Genomic DNA, 15,830 nt, shown 5'->3' on the forward strand with positions numbered 1-15,830 from the left:
AGGCAGATAATAAATAACGCAGTTAAAGCCTTAAGCTTGCGCTTCTTCTTTACGCACTGACAGTTTTTCACGGATACGTGCTGATTTACCAGAACGGTCACGTAGATAGTAAAGTTTGGCACGGCGTACATCACCACGACGTTTTACTTCAATTTTTGCAATTTGTGGTGAATGGGTTTGGAACGCACGTTCGACACCTACACCACTAGAGATTTTACGTACGGTAAACGCAGAGTTTAAGCCGCGGTTACGTTTAGCGATAACAACACCTTCAAATGCTTGTAGACGCTCACGGTCGCCTTCACGCACTTTTACTTGTACGACAACAGTGTCACCAGGACCAAAACTTGGTACGTCTTGCTTAAGCTGGCTGTTTTCGATTTGTTGAACCAAAGGATGTTTGTTACTCATGAGATTTTCTCCTCTCACTGGGGACAGAGGCTAAGCTGACTAAAGTTAGTTGGCGTCAGCAAATGCGCATACTCCCCGCTAATTTTATGTGCCTTGATAGCAATCGACACGATTAGGACATCCGTCAAGTGGATGAATCTGGGTTGCTGTCTTTAGCAGATTGCGCTGCTTCTTTCAGCCATTTTTGTTGCTGTTTGGTTGGCACAAAGGCTTGCCACAAATCAGGACGTCTTAACTGGGTGCGTGTTGCCTGCTGAATAAATCGCCACTTGGCGATGTTGGCATGATGCCCTGACAACAGCACGTCAGGCACTTTCATCCCTTGAAATTCAGTCGGTTTGGTATATTGTGGACAATCGAGCAAGCCATCCACGAAGGAGTCTTGCTGCGCCGATAAATCATCGCCCATCACATTGGGCAATCGGCGTATCACACTATCCATCAATACCATCGCGGGCAATTCACCGCCTGTCAGCACATAATCACCAATTGAGCACTCAATATCGACATACTGACTCAGTAGTCTTTCATCGATGCCTTCATAACGACCGCATAACAAAATCAAGCCGTCATATTGGCAAAAATCAAGCACCCTGCTTTCGCTCAGTGTCTTGCCTTGTGGCGACAAATACACCACAGGACAGGTTTTACCGCGCGCATTGGCTTGCGTTTTGGCGTAGTCGATGGCTTTTTGTAACGGCTCTGCCATCATCACCATGCCAGGACCCCCACCAAACGGACGCTCATCGATACGCCGATAATTGTCTGTGGTAAAGTCTCTTGGGTTAATCAGCAAGATTTCCACTTGCTTGCGAGCCATCGCCCGCCCAGTGATACCAAAGTCAGTAATACTAGCAAACATTTCGGGCAAAATGGTTATCACCGCAAAAAACATACGCTACACTCACTTTAGCTTGGCATTAACAACGCCTTGTTGATTGACAACTCCCATCGAGTAAATGCTAGGCACCCATCAAGAATGAATACGCAAATGTTAATCATCAATGCTAGTTATCAATGTTTAATAATCACTGCCCCAATCGACCATCAGGGTTTGCTCGGCTAAATCCACATCGCCAATGGTCTGTTTGTGCCAAGGAATCAGGCGTTCTTCGCCATCTACACTATCGGCAGTCGGCTCGACTACCATAATGGCATGTGCCCCTGTTTCAAACAGCTCTTTTACACATCCTAAAATGACATTTTCTGACTGGCTAATCACCGTCAAACCAATCAAATCTGACCAATAATATTCGTCTTCTGCAAGCTCAGACAGATTGTTTTTTTCTGCCCAAAGGCTCACGCCAAACATAGTTTCTGCGATATTGCGGTCGGGTACTTCGTTAAGTTGTACCACGTAGCCTTTACCTTGTTGTCGCCAGTTTTTTACCGTTAAGGTCTTTTGACCCATGGCAGTATTGATGACCCAAGGCTGCATATGAAATATCGCTTCACGGTCTTCAGTAAAGCTAAATACCCATAGCCAGCCATGAATGCCATAAGGCTTTTTTAGCTCGCCGATTTTAAACAGCGATGCGTTAGCCTCATTGGTATGCAAGTCTGTCGGTTGTTTTGCCATATTAAAGTCCGCTCTACTTAATTTTTATAAAAAATTAAGCAGTTGCTTGTGCTTTGCTAGCTGCTTTAAATAAAGCGGCAACACGGTCAGAAGGTTGTGCACCTTTGTTGATCCATGCTTGGTAAGCGTCAGCGTTGATACGTAATGGCACTTCTTGACCTTGCGCTAGTGGGTTAAAGAACCCGATGTTTTCGATGTAACGACCGTCACGGGCATTGCGTGAGTCGGTTACCACGATTTGATAAAATGGGCGTTTTTTCGCACCACCGCGTTGTAAACGGATAACTACCATAATGTTCTCTCTGTGAATGCAATCAATTGAATCTAGTTCAGTGGTTAGAGCCTAAAAGACCCAAACAATTGAAAAAACGGCATAAATACTGTTTTAGCAAAGTTTAGGTACACCAAAAAGGGCAATAGTTTAGCATATTTTTATCAAAATCAATAGCTTTTTGGGGTAAATTTTGACTTTTTATATTTAGCGCAAGTTTAATCACATTGAAGCTATGCCATCACCCACCAGTCCATAAAACCAGCCCATAAAAAAGACGCTTATTTGCGCCTTTTTTATGATTGAATAGCCAATTATCGTATTATCGAATCATGGTTTCAATCAGCACATACACCCCCGCCCCGACCAGATAGCCAATCAGTGCAAGCCAAGTGATTTTTTTCATGTACCACATAAACGGGATTTTTTCCATCCCCATCGCTGCCACGCCTGCCGCTGAGCCGATAATCAAACAGCTGCCGCCTGTCCCCGCACAATAAGCCAAAAACTCCCAAAACATGCCATCTTGACGAAACAGCTCAAGGCGCACTGCTTCAGCTGCCGCCGCTTGCGCGATACTGGCATCGGTGGTCAGCGGATACATATTCATTGCCCCTGCTACCAGAGGCACGTTGTCCACGATTGAGGATAACAAGCCAATCATGACATTGATGAGATATACATTGCCAAAAGTGGCATCCAGCCATTTTGCTACATCACCGAGTATGCCCGCAGTAGCAAGCGCTGCCACCGCCAATAAAATACCGAGGAAAAATAAAATACTGGGAATATCAATACGGCTTAATACGCCTTCAACCCCGATACGCTCACGGATATAATTATCTTGGTGACGGTGCATGATTTCAGTGACCATCCACAGTACTGCCAAGCCAAACAACACCCCGACATAAGGGGGCAAATGGGTAAGGGTTTTAAAAATTGGCACAAATGCCAATGCACCCAACCCCAGTAGTAACACTGTCATGCGCGTTTTTTGACTGATGCTGTCTTGGGCATTTGATTTGATGGTAGCACGTAGGCTTTCGATACGCTGCTCTATAGGCATGCTAGCCAATTCACTGTCAGATTCTTGTCCGCTTGGCAGTACAGGCGCGTGCACGGTTTGCCCCTTTAGCTGCATCATCACCAAGCCCATTGGGATTAACGTACATACGATACTTGGGATAAACACATTTGCCATAATGCCCGTTGCGGTAATCTGCCCGCCAATCCATAGCATGGTGGTGGTGACATCACCCACAGGTGACCAAGCGCCGCCTGCATTGGCCGCAATCACAATAAGACTTGCAAAATACCATCGCATTTTTTGGTCATCGATGATTTTTGACACCAGTGATACCATCACAATGGTGGTGGTTAAGTTATCGAGTAACGATGAGAGAAAAAAGGTGATAATCGTAATAATGGCGAGTAGTTTACTGGCATTTTTGGTATGGATTTTATCGGTAATCACTCGAAAGCCATCATGCGCATCAATCAGCTCAACAATCGCCATCGCGCCCATCAAGAAGAACAAAATCTCGGCGATTTCTGCCAAATGCTCACGTAACTGCTCACCGACAAAATGCAAAGAATCTTGATGATTGGCAAGGCTTGCGGTCACCGAATGGTTGGCAACAAGCGTATCGATACCAAAGGTCAGCAGTACCCATAACGCAATCGCAGTCAGTAGCGCGCTGGCAGCTTTGTTGACATGGATGTTATGCTCAAAGGCAATCGCCATATACCCTAATATAAAAATCCCTGCTATCACCACGTATAACATTGTCCTTCCCCCTGTGATGCTAATACCCACATGCAAAATATCTTAACCTTATTTGGCATTATACGGTAAAATTATCGCCAAATTCTAGCGACACGCATTTTGACCAACCTTGCTCAATTTGCGCCAACTGACAACAGGACAGCCCCATGACGACGTTATCAATTACGCCAACTTTAATTATCCCTGCCATTGACCTCAAAGACGGCAAATGTGTCCGCCTAAAACAAGGGCGTATGGAAGACGATACCGTATTTAGTGACGACCCTGTTGCAATGGCAAGCCGCTGGGTAAAAGAAGGCGCTCGACGCCTGCATTTGGTGGATTTAAACGGTGCTTTCGATGGCGTGCCGGTGCATAAAGACGTCGTCACCGCGATTGCCAAAGCCTACCCAAATTTACCCATTCAACTCGGTGGCGGTATCCGTAGCCTTGACACCATCCGTCATTATTTAGAAGCGGGTTTGACCTATATTATTATCGGTACCAAAGCAGTCGAACAACCTGAATTTGTTGAACAAGCATGTCAGGAATTTGCCGGTCATATCATTGTGGGTATTGATGCCAAAGATGGCATGGTAGCGACGCATGGCTGGGCAAATGTCACCGATGTCAAAGCAGTGGATTTGGCAAAACGCTTTGCCGATGCAGGCGTATCTTCTATCGTCTATACCGATATTGCGCGTGATGGCATGATGCAAGGCGTCAATGTCGAGCAAACGGTCAACTTGGCAAAAGAAGGCGGTATTCCGGTGATTGCCTCAGGTGGGGTGACGGACTTACAAGACATCGAAAATCTAAAACCCTACAGTGATTATCTTGAAGGTATTATTACAGGGCGTGCCATTTATGAAGGTACTCTCGATATTGCTGCAGCGCAGGCGCTACTCGATAGCTAAATGATATTTAATTCGCTATATGACGGAAGGTCAGATTAATTCTACCTTCCGTTACTTTTTTGGTCTTAGGCAGGCTGTGTAACCAATGGCGCTGGGTTTGTCCGCGCATGACAATGAGATGTCCATTTTGCAAGGGAATCTCGACTTTTTCCTTGGTGATGCGGTGCTTGAATACAAATTTACGGGTTGCCCCTAATGAAACAGACGCGATAATGGGCTCATTGCCCAGTTCGCTTTCATTATCGGCATGGTAGCCCATACCATCATCGCCTGTGGGGTAATAATTAAACAAACAGGCGTTAAAATTTGCGCTCATCTGTTGCTCAGCCAGTAGCAATTCTATGTGCTGTTTTAATGCCCAAACATCCGCTGTCCAAGGCGTTGCGGTCTTACGTTGTCCAGAATAGTGATAGTCGTTTTCACTCATCCACACGATTTGGCGGTGGGTGACATGGGTTTTGCCAAAAAGGGTTACAACGTCATGCTGCCAAGGTAACTGCGTTAAAAAATGCCGATAAAGCGCATTGGGCTCATCAGCGGGGCTGTCAAAAACCTGCCCAAAATCATTGACAATGCCATCGTATGGCAACAAATTCTCGTTGGGATTGGCGGCAAATAATGTCATGTTAGCTTGTCAACTTCAGCTTTTGAAAAATGAGCTTGGCGCATAATTCTGGTGCTTCAAGTGGCAGTAAATGTCCATAGTCATTGAGCACCGTCAGTTGCTCACTGGGCACGAACGTATCCCACATTTGGCGCACTTGTTGACTGATAAACATTGACGGCTTACCGATGATTAACTGCACAGGCACTTTATTGTCGGCAATAAGCTGTTGTAACGGCTTCATAATCAGCGGTGTACCAAAATAATTGGCGAGTTCTTGCTTGGGTGAAAAACGTAGCGTGAGCTCAGCAGATTGACCTGCCTCTAAACTATTTTTGGCATAGGTTAAAAGGTGTTCATCGGTGATACGTTTGTACGCTTTATGACGGCGAAGAAACTGATAATACGCATCCACACTGTGCCAGTCGGCTAGTTTGACTTGGGTGCTTTTAAAGGGTTCTCGGGTCATTTTCACCACGCGTGGCACTAGACTATAAAGCTTGCCTTGCTGGTTGGTAAAGGTGACAGGCTCAAGCAAATAAAGCGCGCTAAACAAGTCAGGGCGTTTGGCAGCCGCCATGGTGGTGGCAGTTGCCCCTTGTGAGTGTCCGATACCGATGACGGGCTTGCCGTCTCGCTCTGCTAGGGTGGCTTGCAAGAACTCAATCAAGATATCGGCATCTTGTTCCCGCGTCAGCGCGTTTTCGGTCGGTTTATCGTACCATTCCCCTCGCATAGTTAGCGCGGTGATATTAAGATGTTGCGCCAAGTCGTTCAAGAGTGGCTCATAGACGCCTAAGGCAAAGCCGTTGCCGCCGTAAAAATGGGCAGTCTGGCTGGCAGTGGGGGTTTTGATGTTATAGTATTTGGCGTTTTTGCCATTTAGATTGATGCGTTGTTCTTCCATGCTAATTGTCCTAATTAATCACTTAGTCACTTGATTATAAGACCCAGTGAAAAGTTATAACTACCCCTTTTGTGACTTGCCATTCACCCTTGCCCTTGGGTTATATCAAATCTAGTGTAAGTTAGCCGTATCTTTATTTAATCATATTCCCCCAAGAACCCGCCACTTTGTCTTGCCCATAATTTGGCATATACACCATTTTGAGCTAAAAGCTGGGCATGGCTACCTTGCTCGACAATTTGCCCTCTATCCATCACCACCAATCTATCCATCGACGCAATTGTCGATAATCGGTGAGCAATCGCAATCACGGTCTTGCCTGCCATCATATCGTTAAGACTGTCAGTGATGGCGTATTCCACTTCGCTATCGAGTGCCGAGGTCGCTTCATCCAGCAGCAAAATCGGGGCATTTTTGAGCATCACACGGGCGATGGCAATACGCTGGCGTTGTCCGCCCGAGAGCTTGACCCCTCGTTCACCGACTTGGGTATCCAAGCCGACATTGCCTTTGGCGTCGCTTAAATGCTGGATAAACTCCCACGCATGTGCTTGTTTGGCGGCGCTGATGATTTGCTCATCGGTGGCATCTGGGCGACCATAGGCAATATTTTCTCGCACGGTGCGGTGTAGTAGTGAGGTGTCTTGGGTGACCATGCCGATTTGTTGGCGTAGGCTTTCTTGGGTGACATCGCTGATGTTTTGATTATCAATCAAAATCGCGCCACCATCGACATCATAAAAACGCAGTAGCAAATTCACCAAGGTTGATTTACCTGCCCCAGAGCGTCCCACTAGACCAATTTTTTCACCTGCTTTAATCTCAAGGTTAAAATCATCGAGTAGTTTTTGCTTGGCATCGGTGTCATTGGTTTTATTGCCACTGCGACCATAATTAAAATCGACATGGCTAAAGTTGATTTCGCCTTGCGTGATGAGTAAGTCCCTAGCATTCGGCTTATCTACCACGGTATGCGGTTTTGACAAGGTTTTCATACCGTCCTGCACGGTACCGATATTCTCAAACAATGCCGCCGTTTGCCACATTATCCAATGGGTCAAGCCGTTAAGACGCATCGCCATCGCAGTCGCTGCCGCAATCGCTCCCACGCTCAAGCCGTTGTAATACCACAGGTACAAACCGAGGGCTACCGTAGTACCGACCAACACCACATTAATCAAATGATTGACCAGCTCAAGGCGAGAAACCCAGCGCATTTGCTCATGCACCGTACCCAAAAACTGGCTCATCGCATCTTTGGCATAAGTCAGCTCACGGCGAGAGTGGCTAAATAATTTTACTGTCGTGATATTGGCATACGCATCCGTAATCCGCCCTGTCATCAAGGCACGGGCATCGGCTTGGCGACTGGCAGAGTTTTTAAGCTTGGGGATAAAATACGCCACAGTGGCAAAGAACATCACCATCCATAACAAAAATGGGATAAGTAACCAACCATCAAGGTGAAATAAAATAATGCCACTACTGACAAAATATACCAATACATAGACCAGCATATCGGCAATGGTCATAATGGTATCGCGCACCGCAAGCGCGGTTTGCATCACCTTGGCAGACACACGACCGGAAAACTCGTCTTGATAAAACTGCATGGATTGACCAAGCATCTGACGGTGAAAACGCCAGCGCATCTGCATCGGGAACACGCCTTGCAAGGTCTGAAAATGAATCAGCGAACTTAAGCCCACCAAAATCGGGCTGACCACCAATACGGCCGCCATCATTAGCAAACTATCGCCTTTTTCTGTCCACAGATTAGCGGGCGTATAAGCACCCAGCCAGTTGACGATATCGCCAATCCACTTGTACAGTAGCGACTCATACACGCCTATCAAACCTGTCAAGAACATGAAGGCAAAAATCCAACCGCGCAGACCCTTGGTACACGCCCACAGAAACTTCAAAAAATTATCCGTCGGTAGGTTGTAATTGTCTTCTGGATAGACTTCCAGACGATTTTCAAAAAAACGAAATAAACCCATAATTGATTATCAGTAGTTTAAAATTATCTGTGTTATTTTAGCAGATATTGAGGATTGATAGCAGGGTTGCTGACGGCTAGCTACAATCCTTTACATACAAGTAAACAATTTTCAACTTAATCCTTGAGCGGTAGTTATCAAAAATTTTCTATCACCATAAAAAAGCCATTATCCTAGGATAATGGCTTTTTTTGAGGCTTCTTTTGAGGTTGGTTCAGCCGCTACAATATTGGATTAAAAGTGCTAAAATCATAAGCCATGCAAATGACATTCTTATGAAGCTTTATAAAGCTTGTGCGATACATTTTTGCGCTAGATTCATTTTGCGATAGCTTCATTTTGCGATAGATTGATGATAAGGCAAATTTACTGCGGTTAATTGCCTTTTTTATCCACTAATCAAACCGATAGATATCCATGCCCAGATTGTAGTGAGCAAAGCTTTCATGCACCACCGACATCACATCCCCTGCGCCCCGCGCAAAAAATACAGGCAATAAATGCTCGGGCGTTGGGTGATTGTGGCGAGCCAAGCTATGCGCCTGCCAATCAAACATCGTTTTGTCATTGGCTTTTAGCTGATCTATTATCCAGTATTTAAAGGTTTTGGCTTGCGGCTCAATCTGTTGACTATTAAAACGCACATTGTATAAGTTATGGGTAATACTGCCCGATGCCACAATCAATACCCCTTGTTGCCGTAGCGGCGCAAACAACTGCCCAAGTTGATACAACTGACTGGGGCTAAACCCGTGTGGCAACGACACCTGCACGATTGGCACATCGGCATTGGGGTACATGTGTAGTAGCGGTGTTCAGACACCATGATCAAATGGTTGATTGTCGACCACTTTAACCGCCACTGGCATTTGCGCTAGCTGCTTGGCGATACTTTGCGCAGCCGCCGGATGACCGGCTGCTGGGTATTGGATTTGAAATAACGCCTTAGGAAAACCCCCAAAATCATGTAAAGTGCTGGGGGCTGGATTGGCGTTGATCAGCCACTCGCCACTTTCCCAGTGCGCCGACATGATGAGGATAAGCTTCGGCTTGGTTAAAGCTGCACCGAGCTGATGCAGCGCCTGAGTAAACGGCGTATCTTCGATTGCAATCGTCGGTGCGCCATGCGAGATAAATAAACTCGGCAGCGTTGGCTTGTCAATGCTTGCGCCTAATACATCAGTTAATGTTAAACCCTTCATGGCGACCTCCTATTGTTATCACCTAAAACTTTTATCACCTAAAACTTTTATCACCTAAAACTTTTATCACCTAAAACTTTTATCAACTAAAATTTTTATTAGCTAAGATTTTGATTAACTAGGCACTGACAGTTTGTCCACGATTATCAATGGAGAAAGCACCCGCGCCTGTGACAGATAAATATAAGAAAGCAAAGCTATATAGAACAGCGGCTTCCCCTTGGTTGAGCAGTGGCAACCAAAAATTATCAATGCCCGCGTGCATCATAAAGTATGCCACCGCCATTTGACCTGACAGAATAAAAGCGACAGGACGCGTGAACCAGCCCAAAATCAGTAACACGCCACCGACCAATTCTAACACGCCTGCTAAGCCCATAAGCGAAAACAATTGCAAGCCATCAAACATCGCCACATGCGGCATCCCAAATAATTTTGCCATGCCATGTAGCATAAAGGTGTAGCCCAGTACAATGCGAAGCAAACCAAGTACATGAGGTTGATATCGAGAAAAATTGTTCATTGTTGTGTCCTATTAGTCTAAAGTTAAAGTCATGAATATATGTGATGACGCCATTATATTGATATCTTATTAAGAGAAAAACACATAGAATATTGAGATATTATTTCTTATTAGTTGATAATTGAAATGACGCATTCAAGCGTTAATTCACTTGAAGCATTAACTGAATTAAGGATACCCATGGATACGCTCAAAAGTTTGCAAGTGTTTCGCACCATCGTAGAAAAAGGCAGTTTTACCAAAGCCGCTGATGCACTCGATATGTCGCTTGCCATGACTAGCAAACACTTACAACACCTTGAAGCCTATGTGCAAGCCAAGCTGTTACATCGCAACAACCGTAATTTGAGCCTCACTGAAGTTGGTCAACAATACTACGCAGAAGCGGTACACGCCCTAGATATTTTGCAGCAGGCAAAAACCAAGGCACATGATGGCAGTGTATTGCCACAAGGAAAACTGCGAATCATTGCACCGGTATGGTTTGCCACGCCCTATTTTGTCAATCTGCTTGCCAAATTCCAGCAAGATTATCCCAAAATTGAGCTAACGGTTGACTTGGAAAATCGCTTCACCGATTTGATTGCTGCAGGCTATGACCTAGCGCTGCGGGTAGTCAACACGCCACAAGATAATTTGATTGTCAAACCACTGGGCAAAATAGATTTTTATTATGTCGCAAGTCCGCGTTTTCTTGCGCAGCACGAACCGCCTACGTCTGCAGAGGCGCTCAGTAACTTGCCAGGGATTTTACCCAACTATACACACATGGCAACCACACTCAAACCCTATAACAGCAGTAATAACACCGTGATGATGGCACAGATGGCGCTGACAGGCATGGGCGCTGCGATATTGCCCGAATGGCTGATTGAGGATGAAATTGCACAAGGGCTACTGGTCAAATTGTTTGAGCAGCCATTTAGCAGCGTAGCGATTTATGCGGTCTACATGAATCGGGCATTTTTAAATTTAAAAATACGCTTATTAATTGATTTTTTGGTGGATAACTTAATAAAAAACGATTAGCGTAAAAAACGATTAGCCTGTTAACTGTTTTTATCCTTTAGGTCACGAGCCTTAGGCTCGATTGGGTAATGAAGCAGATATCCGACTAGTTCATGTTGTTTGAATTGTACAAGTTGGGTATTGACTATTGCTATTAGTATGCGCATTATCTGATTATGTATTGCAATAATTTTTAATAAAAAAATTTTTCATATAACAACAATTTAGTAGAAAAATATCCGTTTAATTTTTCACCAAAATATTTCTCTTGCATTAATTTGGTTCATTTCATGATTTTTATGCGCCTATGGCATAGATTTTTTGTTTTATACTGCACCAACTTCAATAATTCGATTAATTTTGGTGCAAAATTGAGCGATTTTTAATCTATTTTTCAACTATTTAACAGCCTTTTACTTTGTTTTTTTTGGCATGAAACTTGATGAATTATTTAATAAGTTATTTATAGAATAATTTATCAAGAAAATGTCTGCCATCGTGAGGCAAAAACTATTCCATCTTTTGTCATGAATAAGGAGCCAATAATGCCAATTGCCAAAGCATTTGATGAACTGCAACTCGCCGATGGGCAATATAGACATTCGGCACAACAGGTGGGTGCTTGGCTTCAAGAGATGAATTCAGACACGTTAATTAGTTTGAATAACCAAGCATCGGATATTTTTTATCGCCGCGGCGTGACCTTCACTGTGTATAGCGATGCCAGCAACATTGAGCGCATGATACCCTTTGATATCATCCCGCGCATCATTGACATTCAAGAATGGCAAGTGATGGAACAAGGCTGCCAACAACGTATCCGCGCGCTCAATCAGTTTATCCATGATATTTATCACGAACAGACGATTGTCAAAGAAGGCATTGTGCCAAGCGAGTTTGTGTTTAAAAACAGTGGCTACGAGCCATGGATGCTAGGTATCAACTTGGATAAACCCGTCTATGCCCATATTAGTGGCATTGATTTGATTCGCGACCAGCACGGACAATATTGTGTGCTCGAGGACAACTTACGCACCCCTTCTGGCGTCTCTTATATGCTCGAGAGCCGCAATGTGTCGCAAACCCTACTGAGTAAACTCTACCAATCTCAGTCGGTGTTGCCGGTGGCGGACTATCCACAACGGTTAAAGGCGTGTCTATCAAGCACCACCAACAAATACGACCCACAAATCGTGGTACTCACCCCAGGACGTTTTAACAGTGCGTACTACGAACATGCGTTTTTGGCGCGTGAGATGAATGTGCCCTTGGTGCATGGCTATGATTTGATTGTAGAAAACAACCATGTCTACATCCAAGGGGTGCGTGGCAAGGTACAAGTGGATGTGATTTATCGCCGTATTGACGACCCATTTTTGGATCCATTGGCGTTTTTACCCGATTCAATCTTGGGGGTGTCAGGGCTGATGAGTGCGTATCGCGCAGGCAATGTGGTGATAACCAACGCCCCAGGCACAGGCATTGCTGACGATAAAAGCCTGTATCCATTTGTACCCAAGATGATTGAGTATTATTTGGGTGAAAAACCGATTTTACCCAATGTGCAAACTTATCAATGCAGTGATGCCGATGAGTTGGCATATGTGCTCGACCATATGCCAGAGTTGGTGATTAAAGAAACGCAGGGCTCGGGGGGATATGGGATGCTGATAGGACCGACGTCAAGCAAAGAACAAATTGCCGCTTACCGCAAACGCTTACTAGACAATCCAGCAGGGTTTATCGCCCAGCCGACCATTAGCTTGTCCACCAACCCAACCGCGGTCGCCAGTGGCATCGCACCGCGCCATATTGATTTGCGCCCTTTTGTGTTGTCACATGGCGATGGCACAGTGGATATTGTACCAGGCGGATTGACACGGGTGGCAATGACCGAAGGCTCATTGGTGGTGAACTCATCCCAAGGCGGTGGGGTAAAAGATACTTGGGTGGTCGATACCGTCAATGGCAAACTCAGCGGCAAACAAGGCACCGCTCATTTGGGCACCATTCAAACCAACCATGAACGAAAATCGCAATCGTCGACTTTATTGGCGTATGAAAATATCAACCATAATCGCTTAATTTTACTGTTATCAACAGCGAGCTACTTAGTATGGCTAGGTCGATACAGTGAGCGCTTACGCTACTATGAACAAATCATTACACGGCTGTCAAATGATCAGTGCAGCCAAACAGACGTCGATGCAATCGTGCACAATCTTGGCTTGCCGATTTCAGCCGATGCTGATGCCCTATATGATTATCTTGCCAACAACAAGGTGCCCGAAACCATTGGCTTTATCGAGCAAAATGTCCAAGACGTCAAAGGCGTTATTGGCAAAGATACGGCTGAACTCTATAACCTCATCAAACGTTTGGCCAATACAGGGGCGTACCGCGCTGCCAGCCTACAGCTATATGCCTGCAATGCCTCGATGCAACAAGAAAACCCGATTGTGGTCACGTTTTGGCAACTCGGACAATGTTTTGAATCGCTGGACTGTCATATATTGATGAAAAAAGATTGCCGTGAGTGCGTGCAAAAACTTAAAGAGGTTGTTAATACCTTGCCAGAAAACACCCGCTGGCGTGAGCTGGATCGATTGGTCAATCAGCTGTTAAAGTCTAACCAACCAAAAGATTTTCAGTCACTATCGGGCGCATTTTCAAATATTTTACAGCAAGGTGTGTAAGCCAAATCTATTAGATGACTACCATCATTTTGACAAAAATAAGCAGTTAGTGAGAGTACAATGAGACTTATAATCAGCCACCAAACCAATTATTTTTATGAACAACTTGCCTTACGCAGTGTGCAATACATCCGCATGACGCCGATGACCCTACCCCACCAAACTATCCATAACTGGCAAGTGATGCTGCCTAAAGTCGCACAAATGCAAACGGATGGCTTTGGCAACCAATGGCTCACCCTAAGCCGTCATGAACCGCACAACAATTTGCAAATCCAAGCCTTTGGTGAAGTAGAAATTAACGCTGATACCCTATTTATCCCTGACAATCAGCAAGTGCCGTATCAGATTTTTGCCGTACCCACCAAGCTGACCCAATGCTCCGAAGCCATGCGTGAATTTGCCCATGACGCGCTTGAGCAGTTTTTACAAAGTGAGGACATCGATGCCCAGTTAGCCATCCTCAAATCATTGGCAAAAGACTTGCTCGATAAAATGCCCTATACCAAAAGCGTGACCCATGTCGGTACCACAGCAGAGCAAGCGTTTGCGATGGCGGCTGGTGTGTGCCAAGACCATACCCATGTATTTTTGGCACTGCTACGGGATAAAGGCATTGCAGCGCGCTATGTATCGGGTTATATTTATGAAGCGACCCAAGCGCATATGGCAAGCCATGCATGGGCAGAGGTCTGGCTTGCGGGTAATTGGTACACCTTTGATATCTCTAACCAACATTTTACCCCCAACTCCCATGTCTACATCGCCTTTGGGCGTGACTATGCCGATGCAGCGCCAGTGCGCGGGGTGCGAACAGGGGGCGGTGACGAGCGACTGTATAGTCAAGTCATGGTATCTACAAGCCCCCAGTACATACCACAGCTTAACGCGCAGTTTGCAGCGCAGCAGTGATTTGCCACTATTCATTCACCAATATTTGCTAAACCAGTATTTGCTAAAAAGGAACAACCATGACCTATTGTGTGGGTATCCGACTCAAAGACGGGATGATTTTCGCCAGTGATACTCGCACCAACGCGGGCGTCGACCAAGTATCGATGTTTCGCAAAATGTATCAATACGGCATTGAAGGCGAGCGGTTTTTGGTGCTACAGACCGCGGGGAACTTGGCTACGTCACAAGCGGTATTTACCAAATTAGATAACGCCATCAAACTTGCGCAAGAGCGTAATTTGCATACCGTCCCTACCCTGTATGATGCCGCGCAATTGGTGGGTGAGTGCCTGCGAGAAACCACCATCCATGCCCAAACCATCGCACAAGAAACGGATACCAAGTTTAGAAGCAGTTTTATTTTGGGTGGGCAAATCAAGGGGCAATCCCCCGAAATTTATTTTATCTACCCTGAAGGTAATTGCATCAGAGCAACAACCGATACGCCTTTTTTCCAGTTAGGCGAAAGTAAATACGGCAAACCTATTTTAGACCGTTCCATGAATTATGACGCATCACTCAAATCAGCGATGCGAGCCATTCTGATTTCTTTTGATTCAACCATCCGTTCCAATCTATCCGTCGGTATGCCCATTGACGTGTTGGTCTATCACAATGACAGCCTACAGATGCCACAAGGGTATCGCATTGATGAAAACGATGAATACTTTGCCAGCATCCGCCAACACTGGTCAGATGGGCTAAGAAAAATTCTGAATGAACTTGAAGACTCACCGATGAGCTATTGGCAATAGCAACTGTCACACAGTTAAAAATAAAAATCAACTAACATCGAGCTATTTGGCAGGTTCTTTACTGTGTCATGCCTGTCGATTTATACAGCGTTTTTGGTTATGCCGTTTATAGCATATACCGTTCTTGAAGCATAATGCGCTCCCGTCTATATCGACCTGTCTTAGGCAATTGTCTTGTCATAGATAATAAAAATACCTTGGGTTTTTGCTAGCCGGTAATTTTGGTGGGTATGGT

The 15,830-nt window shown here is 45.2% G+C and carries 14 protein-coding genes and 1 pseudogene; 5 read left to right on the forward strand and 10 right to left on the reverse strand.

From position 1 onward, the window contains the following. Nucleotides 1-30: 30 nt before the first annotated feature. The 5 genes from rplS to nhaD all read right to left on the reverse strand — a co-directional run bounded on the left by rplS (nucleotide 31) and on the right by nhaD (nucleotide 4,047). A complete protein-coding gene (gene rplS, locus RT143_RS04180) occupies nucleotides 31-411 on the reverse strand; it encodes a 50S ribosomal protein L19 (RefSeq protein ID WP_007115984.1) in 381 nt (126 codons plus the stop codon). 124 nt (nucleotides 412-535) lie between these two features. Then, nucleotides 536-1,306: a tRNA (guanosine(37)-N1)-methyltransferase TrmD gene (gene trmD, locus RT143_RS04185; protein ID WP_313091395.1), complete on the reverse strand. Its 771-nt coding sequence runs from the start codon at nucleotides 1,304-1,306 to the stop codon at nucleotides 536-538. A 126-nt stretch (nucleotides 1,307-1,432) separates the two neighbouring features. After that, nucleotides 1,433-1,990, reverse strand: coding sequence for a ribosome maturation factor RimM (gene rimM, locus RT143_RS04190; protein ID WP_313091397.1), 558 nt, complete (start codon nucleotides 1,988-1,990; stop codon nucleotides 1,433-1,435). A gap of 34 nt (nucleotides 1,991-2,024) precedes the next feature. Next, on the reverse strand, nucleotides 2,025-2,282 hold the full coding sequence (rpsP, locus tag RT143_RS04195) for a 30S ribosomal protein S16 (RefSeq protein ID WP_007115987.1): 258 nt from the start codon (nucleotides 2,280-2,282) through the stop codon (nucleotides 2,025-2,027). A gap of 301 nt (nucleotides 2,283-2,583) precedes the next feature. Further along, nucleotides 2,584-4,047 (reverse strand): sodium:proton antiporter NhaD, encoded by a 1,464-nt coding sequence (nhaD, locus tag RT143_RS04200; protein WP_313091399.1) that lies wholly within the window; start codon nucleotides 4,045-4,047, stop codon nucleotides 2,584-2,586. Between the two features lie 146 nt (nucleotides 4,048-4,193). Between nhaD and hisA the strand changes: the two genes are divergently transcribed. Continuing rightward, nucleotides 4,194-4,943, forward strand: coding sequence for a 1-(5-phosphoribosyl)-5-[(5-phosphoribosylamino)methylideneamino]imidazole-4-carboxamide isomerase (gene hisA, locus RT143_RS04205; protein WP_313091400.1), 750 nt, complete (start codon nucleotides 4,194-4,196; stop codon nucleotides 4,941-4,943). Between the two features lie 7 nt (nucleotides 4,944-4,950). Here hisA and RT143_RS04210 read toward each other — a convergent pair whose 3' ends face one another. The 5 genes and pseudogenes from RT143_RS04210 to RT143_RS04230 form a co-directional block, all read right to left on the reverse strand. Then, nucleotides 4,951-5,568, reverse strand: a complete 618-nt coding sequence (locus RT143_RS04210; RefSeq protein WP_313091401.1) for an alpha-ketoglutarate-dependent dioxygenase AlkB family protein — start codon at nucleotides 5,566-5,568, stop codon at nucleotides 4,951-4,953. 1 nt (nucleotide 5,569) lies between these two features. Then, entirely contained in the window at nucleotides 5,570-6,454 is an 885-nt protein-coding gene (locus RT143_RS04215; protein WP_313091404.1) for an alpha/beta fold hydrolase, read from the reverse strand. 137 nt (nucleotides 6,455-6,591) lie between these two features. Then, nucleotides 6,592-8,457: an ABC transporter ATP-binding protein gene (locus tag RT143_RS04220; protein WP_313091406.1), complete on the reverse strand. Its 1,866-nt coding sequence runs from the start codon at nucleotides 8,455-8,457 to the stop codon at nucleotides 6,592-6,594. Between the two features lie 395 nt (nucleotides 8,458-8,852). Beyond that, nucleotides 8,853-9,659, reverse strand: a pseudogene (locus RT143_RS04225) (DODA-type extradiol aromatic ring-opening family dioxygenase). A 118-nt stretch (nucleotides 9,660-9,777) separates the two neighbouring features. Beyond that, entirely contained in the window at nucleotides 9,778-10,182 is a 405-nt protein-coding gene (locus RT143_RS04230; RefSeq protein WP_313091407.1) for a DoxX family protein, read from the reverse strand. Between the two features lie 180 nt (nucleotides 10,183-10,362). Here RT143_RS04230 and RT143_RS04235 point away from each other — a divergent pair, with 180 nt between their 5' ends. The 4 genes from RT143_RS04235 (at nucleotide 10,363) to RT143_RS04250 (ending at nucleotide 15,595) form a co-directional block, all read left to right on the forward strand. Continuing rightward, nucleotides 10,363-11,211, forward strand: coding sequence for a LysR family transcriptional regulator (locus RT143_RS04235; RefSeq protein WP_313091410.1), 849 nt, complete (start codon nucleotides 10,363-10,365; stop codon nucleotides 11,209-11,211). Nucleotides 11,212-11,735: 524 nt separating this feature from the next. Next, nucleotides 11,736-13,886 (forward strand): circularly permuted type 2 ATP-grasp protein, encoded by a 2,151-nt coding sequence (locus RT143_RS04240; RefSeq protein ID WP_313091411.1) that lies wholly within the window; start codon nucleotides 11,736-11,738, stop codon nucleotides 13,884-13,886. A gap of 60 nt (nucleotides 13,887-13,946) precedes the next feature. After that, nucleotides 13,947-14,798 (forward strand): transglutaminase family protein, encoded by an 852-nt coding sequence (locus RT143_RS04245; RefSeq protein ID WP_159768062.1) that lies wholly within the window; start codon nucleotides 13,947-13,949, stop codon nucleotides 14,796-14,798. 59 nt (nucleotides 14,799-14,857) lie between these two features. Beyond that, a complete protein-coding gene (locus RT143_RS04250; protein ID WP_282841646.1) occupies nucleotides 14,858-15,595 on the forward strand; it encodes a proteasome-type protease in 738 nt (245 codons plus the stop codon). The last annotated feature ends 235 nt before the right edge of the window (nucleotides 15,596-15,830 follow it).

The sequence above is a fragment of the Moraxella sp. CTOTU48268 genome (assembly GCF_032069585.1).
In the GTDB taxonomy this organism is placed as follows: domain Bacteria; phylum Pseudomonadota; class Gammaproteobacteria; order Pseudomonadales; family Moraxellaceae; genus Faucicola; species Faucicola cinerea.

Coding starts and splice junctions, on each gene's coding strand:
- trmD (WP_313091395.1), bottom strand. CDS start 1,306: ATGTTTTTTGCGGTGATAACCATTTTGCCCGAAATGTTTGCTAGTATT.
- rpsP (WP_007115987.1), bottom strand. CDS start 2,282: ATGGTAGTTATCCGTTTACAACGCGGTGGTGCGAAAAAACGCCCATTT.
- nhaD (WP_313091399.1), bottom strand. CDS start 4,047: ATGTTATACGTGGTGATAGCAGGGATTTTTATATTAGGGTATATGGCG.
- RT143_RS04245 (WP_159768062.1), top strand. CDS start 13,947: ATGAGACTTATAATCAGCCACCAAACCAATTATTTTTATGAACAACTT.
- rimM (WP_313091397.1), bottom strand. CDS start 1,990: ATGGCAAAACAACCGACAGACTTGCATACCAATGAGGCTAACGCATCG.
- rplS (WP_007115984.1), bottom strand. CDS start 411: ATGAGTAACAAACATCCTTTGGTTCAACAAATCGAAAACAGCCAGCTT.
- RT143_RS04215 (WP_313091404.1), bottom strand. CDS start 6,454: ATGGAAGAACAACGCATCAATCTAAATGGCAAAAACGCCAAATACTAT.
- hisA (WP_313091400.1), top strand. CDS start 4,194: ATGACGACGTTATCAATTACGCCAACTTTAATTATCCCTGCCATTGAC.
- RT143_RS04210 (WP_313091401.1), bottom strand. CDS start 5,568: ATGACATTATTTGCCGCCAATCCCAACGAGAATTTGTTGCCATACGAT.
- RT143_RS04250 (WP_282841646.1), top strand. CDS start 14,858: ATGACCTATTGTGTGGGTATCCGACTCAAAGACGGGATGATTTTCGCC.
- RT143_RS04235 (WP_313091410.1), top strand. CDS start 10,363: ATGGATACGCTCAAAAGTTTGCAAGTGTTTCGCACCATCGTAGAAAAA.
- RT143_RS04220 (WP_313091406.1), bottom strand. CDS start 8,457: ATGGGTTTATTTCGTTTTTTTGAAAATCGTCTGGAAGTCTATCCAGAA.
- RT143_RS04240 (WP_313091411.1), top strand. CDS start 11,736: ATGCCAATTGCCAAAGCATTTGATGAACTGCAACTCGCCGATGGGCAA.
- RT143_RS04230 (WP_313091407.1), bottom strand. CDS start 10,182: ATGAACAATTTTTCTCGATATCAACCTCATGTACTTGGTTTGCTTCGC.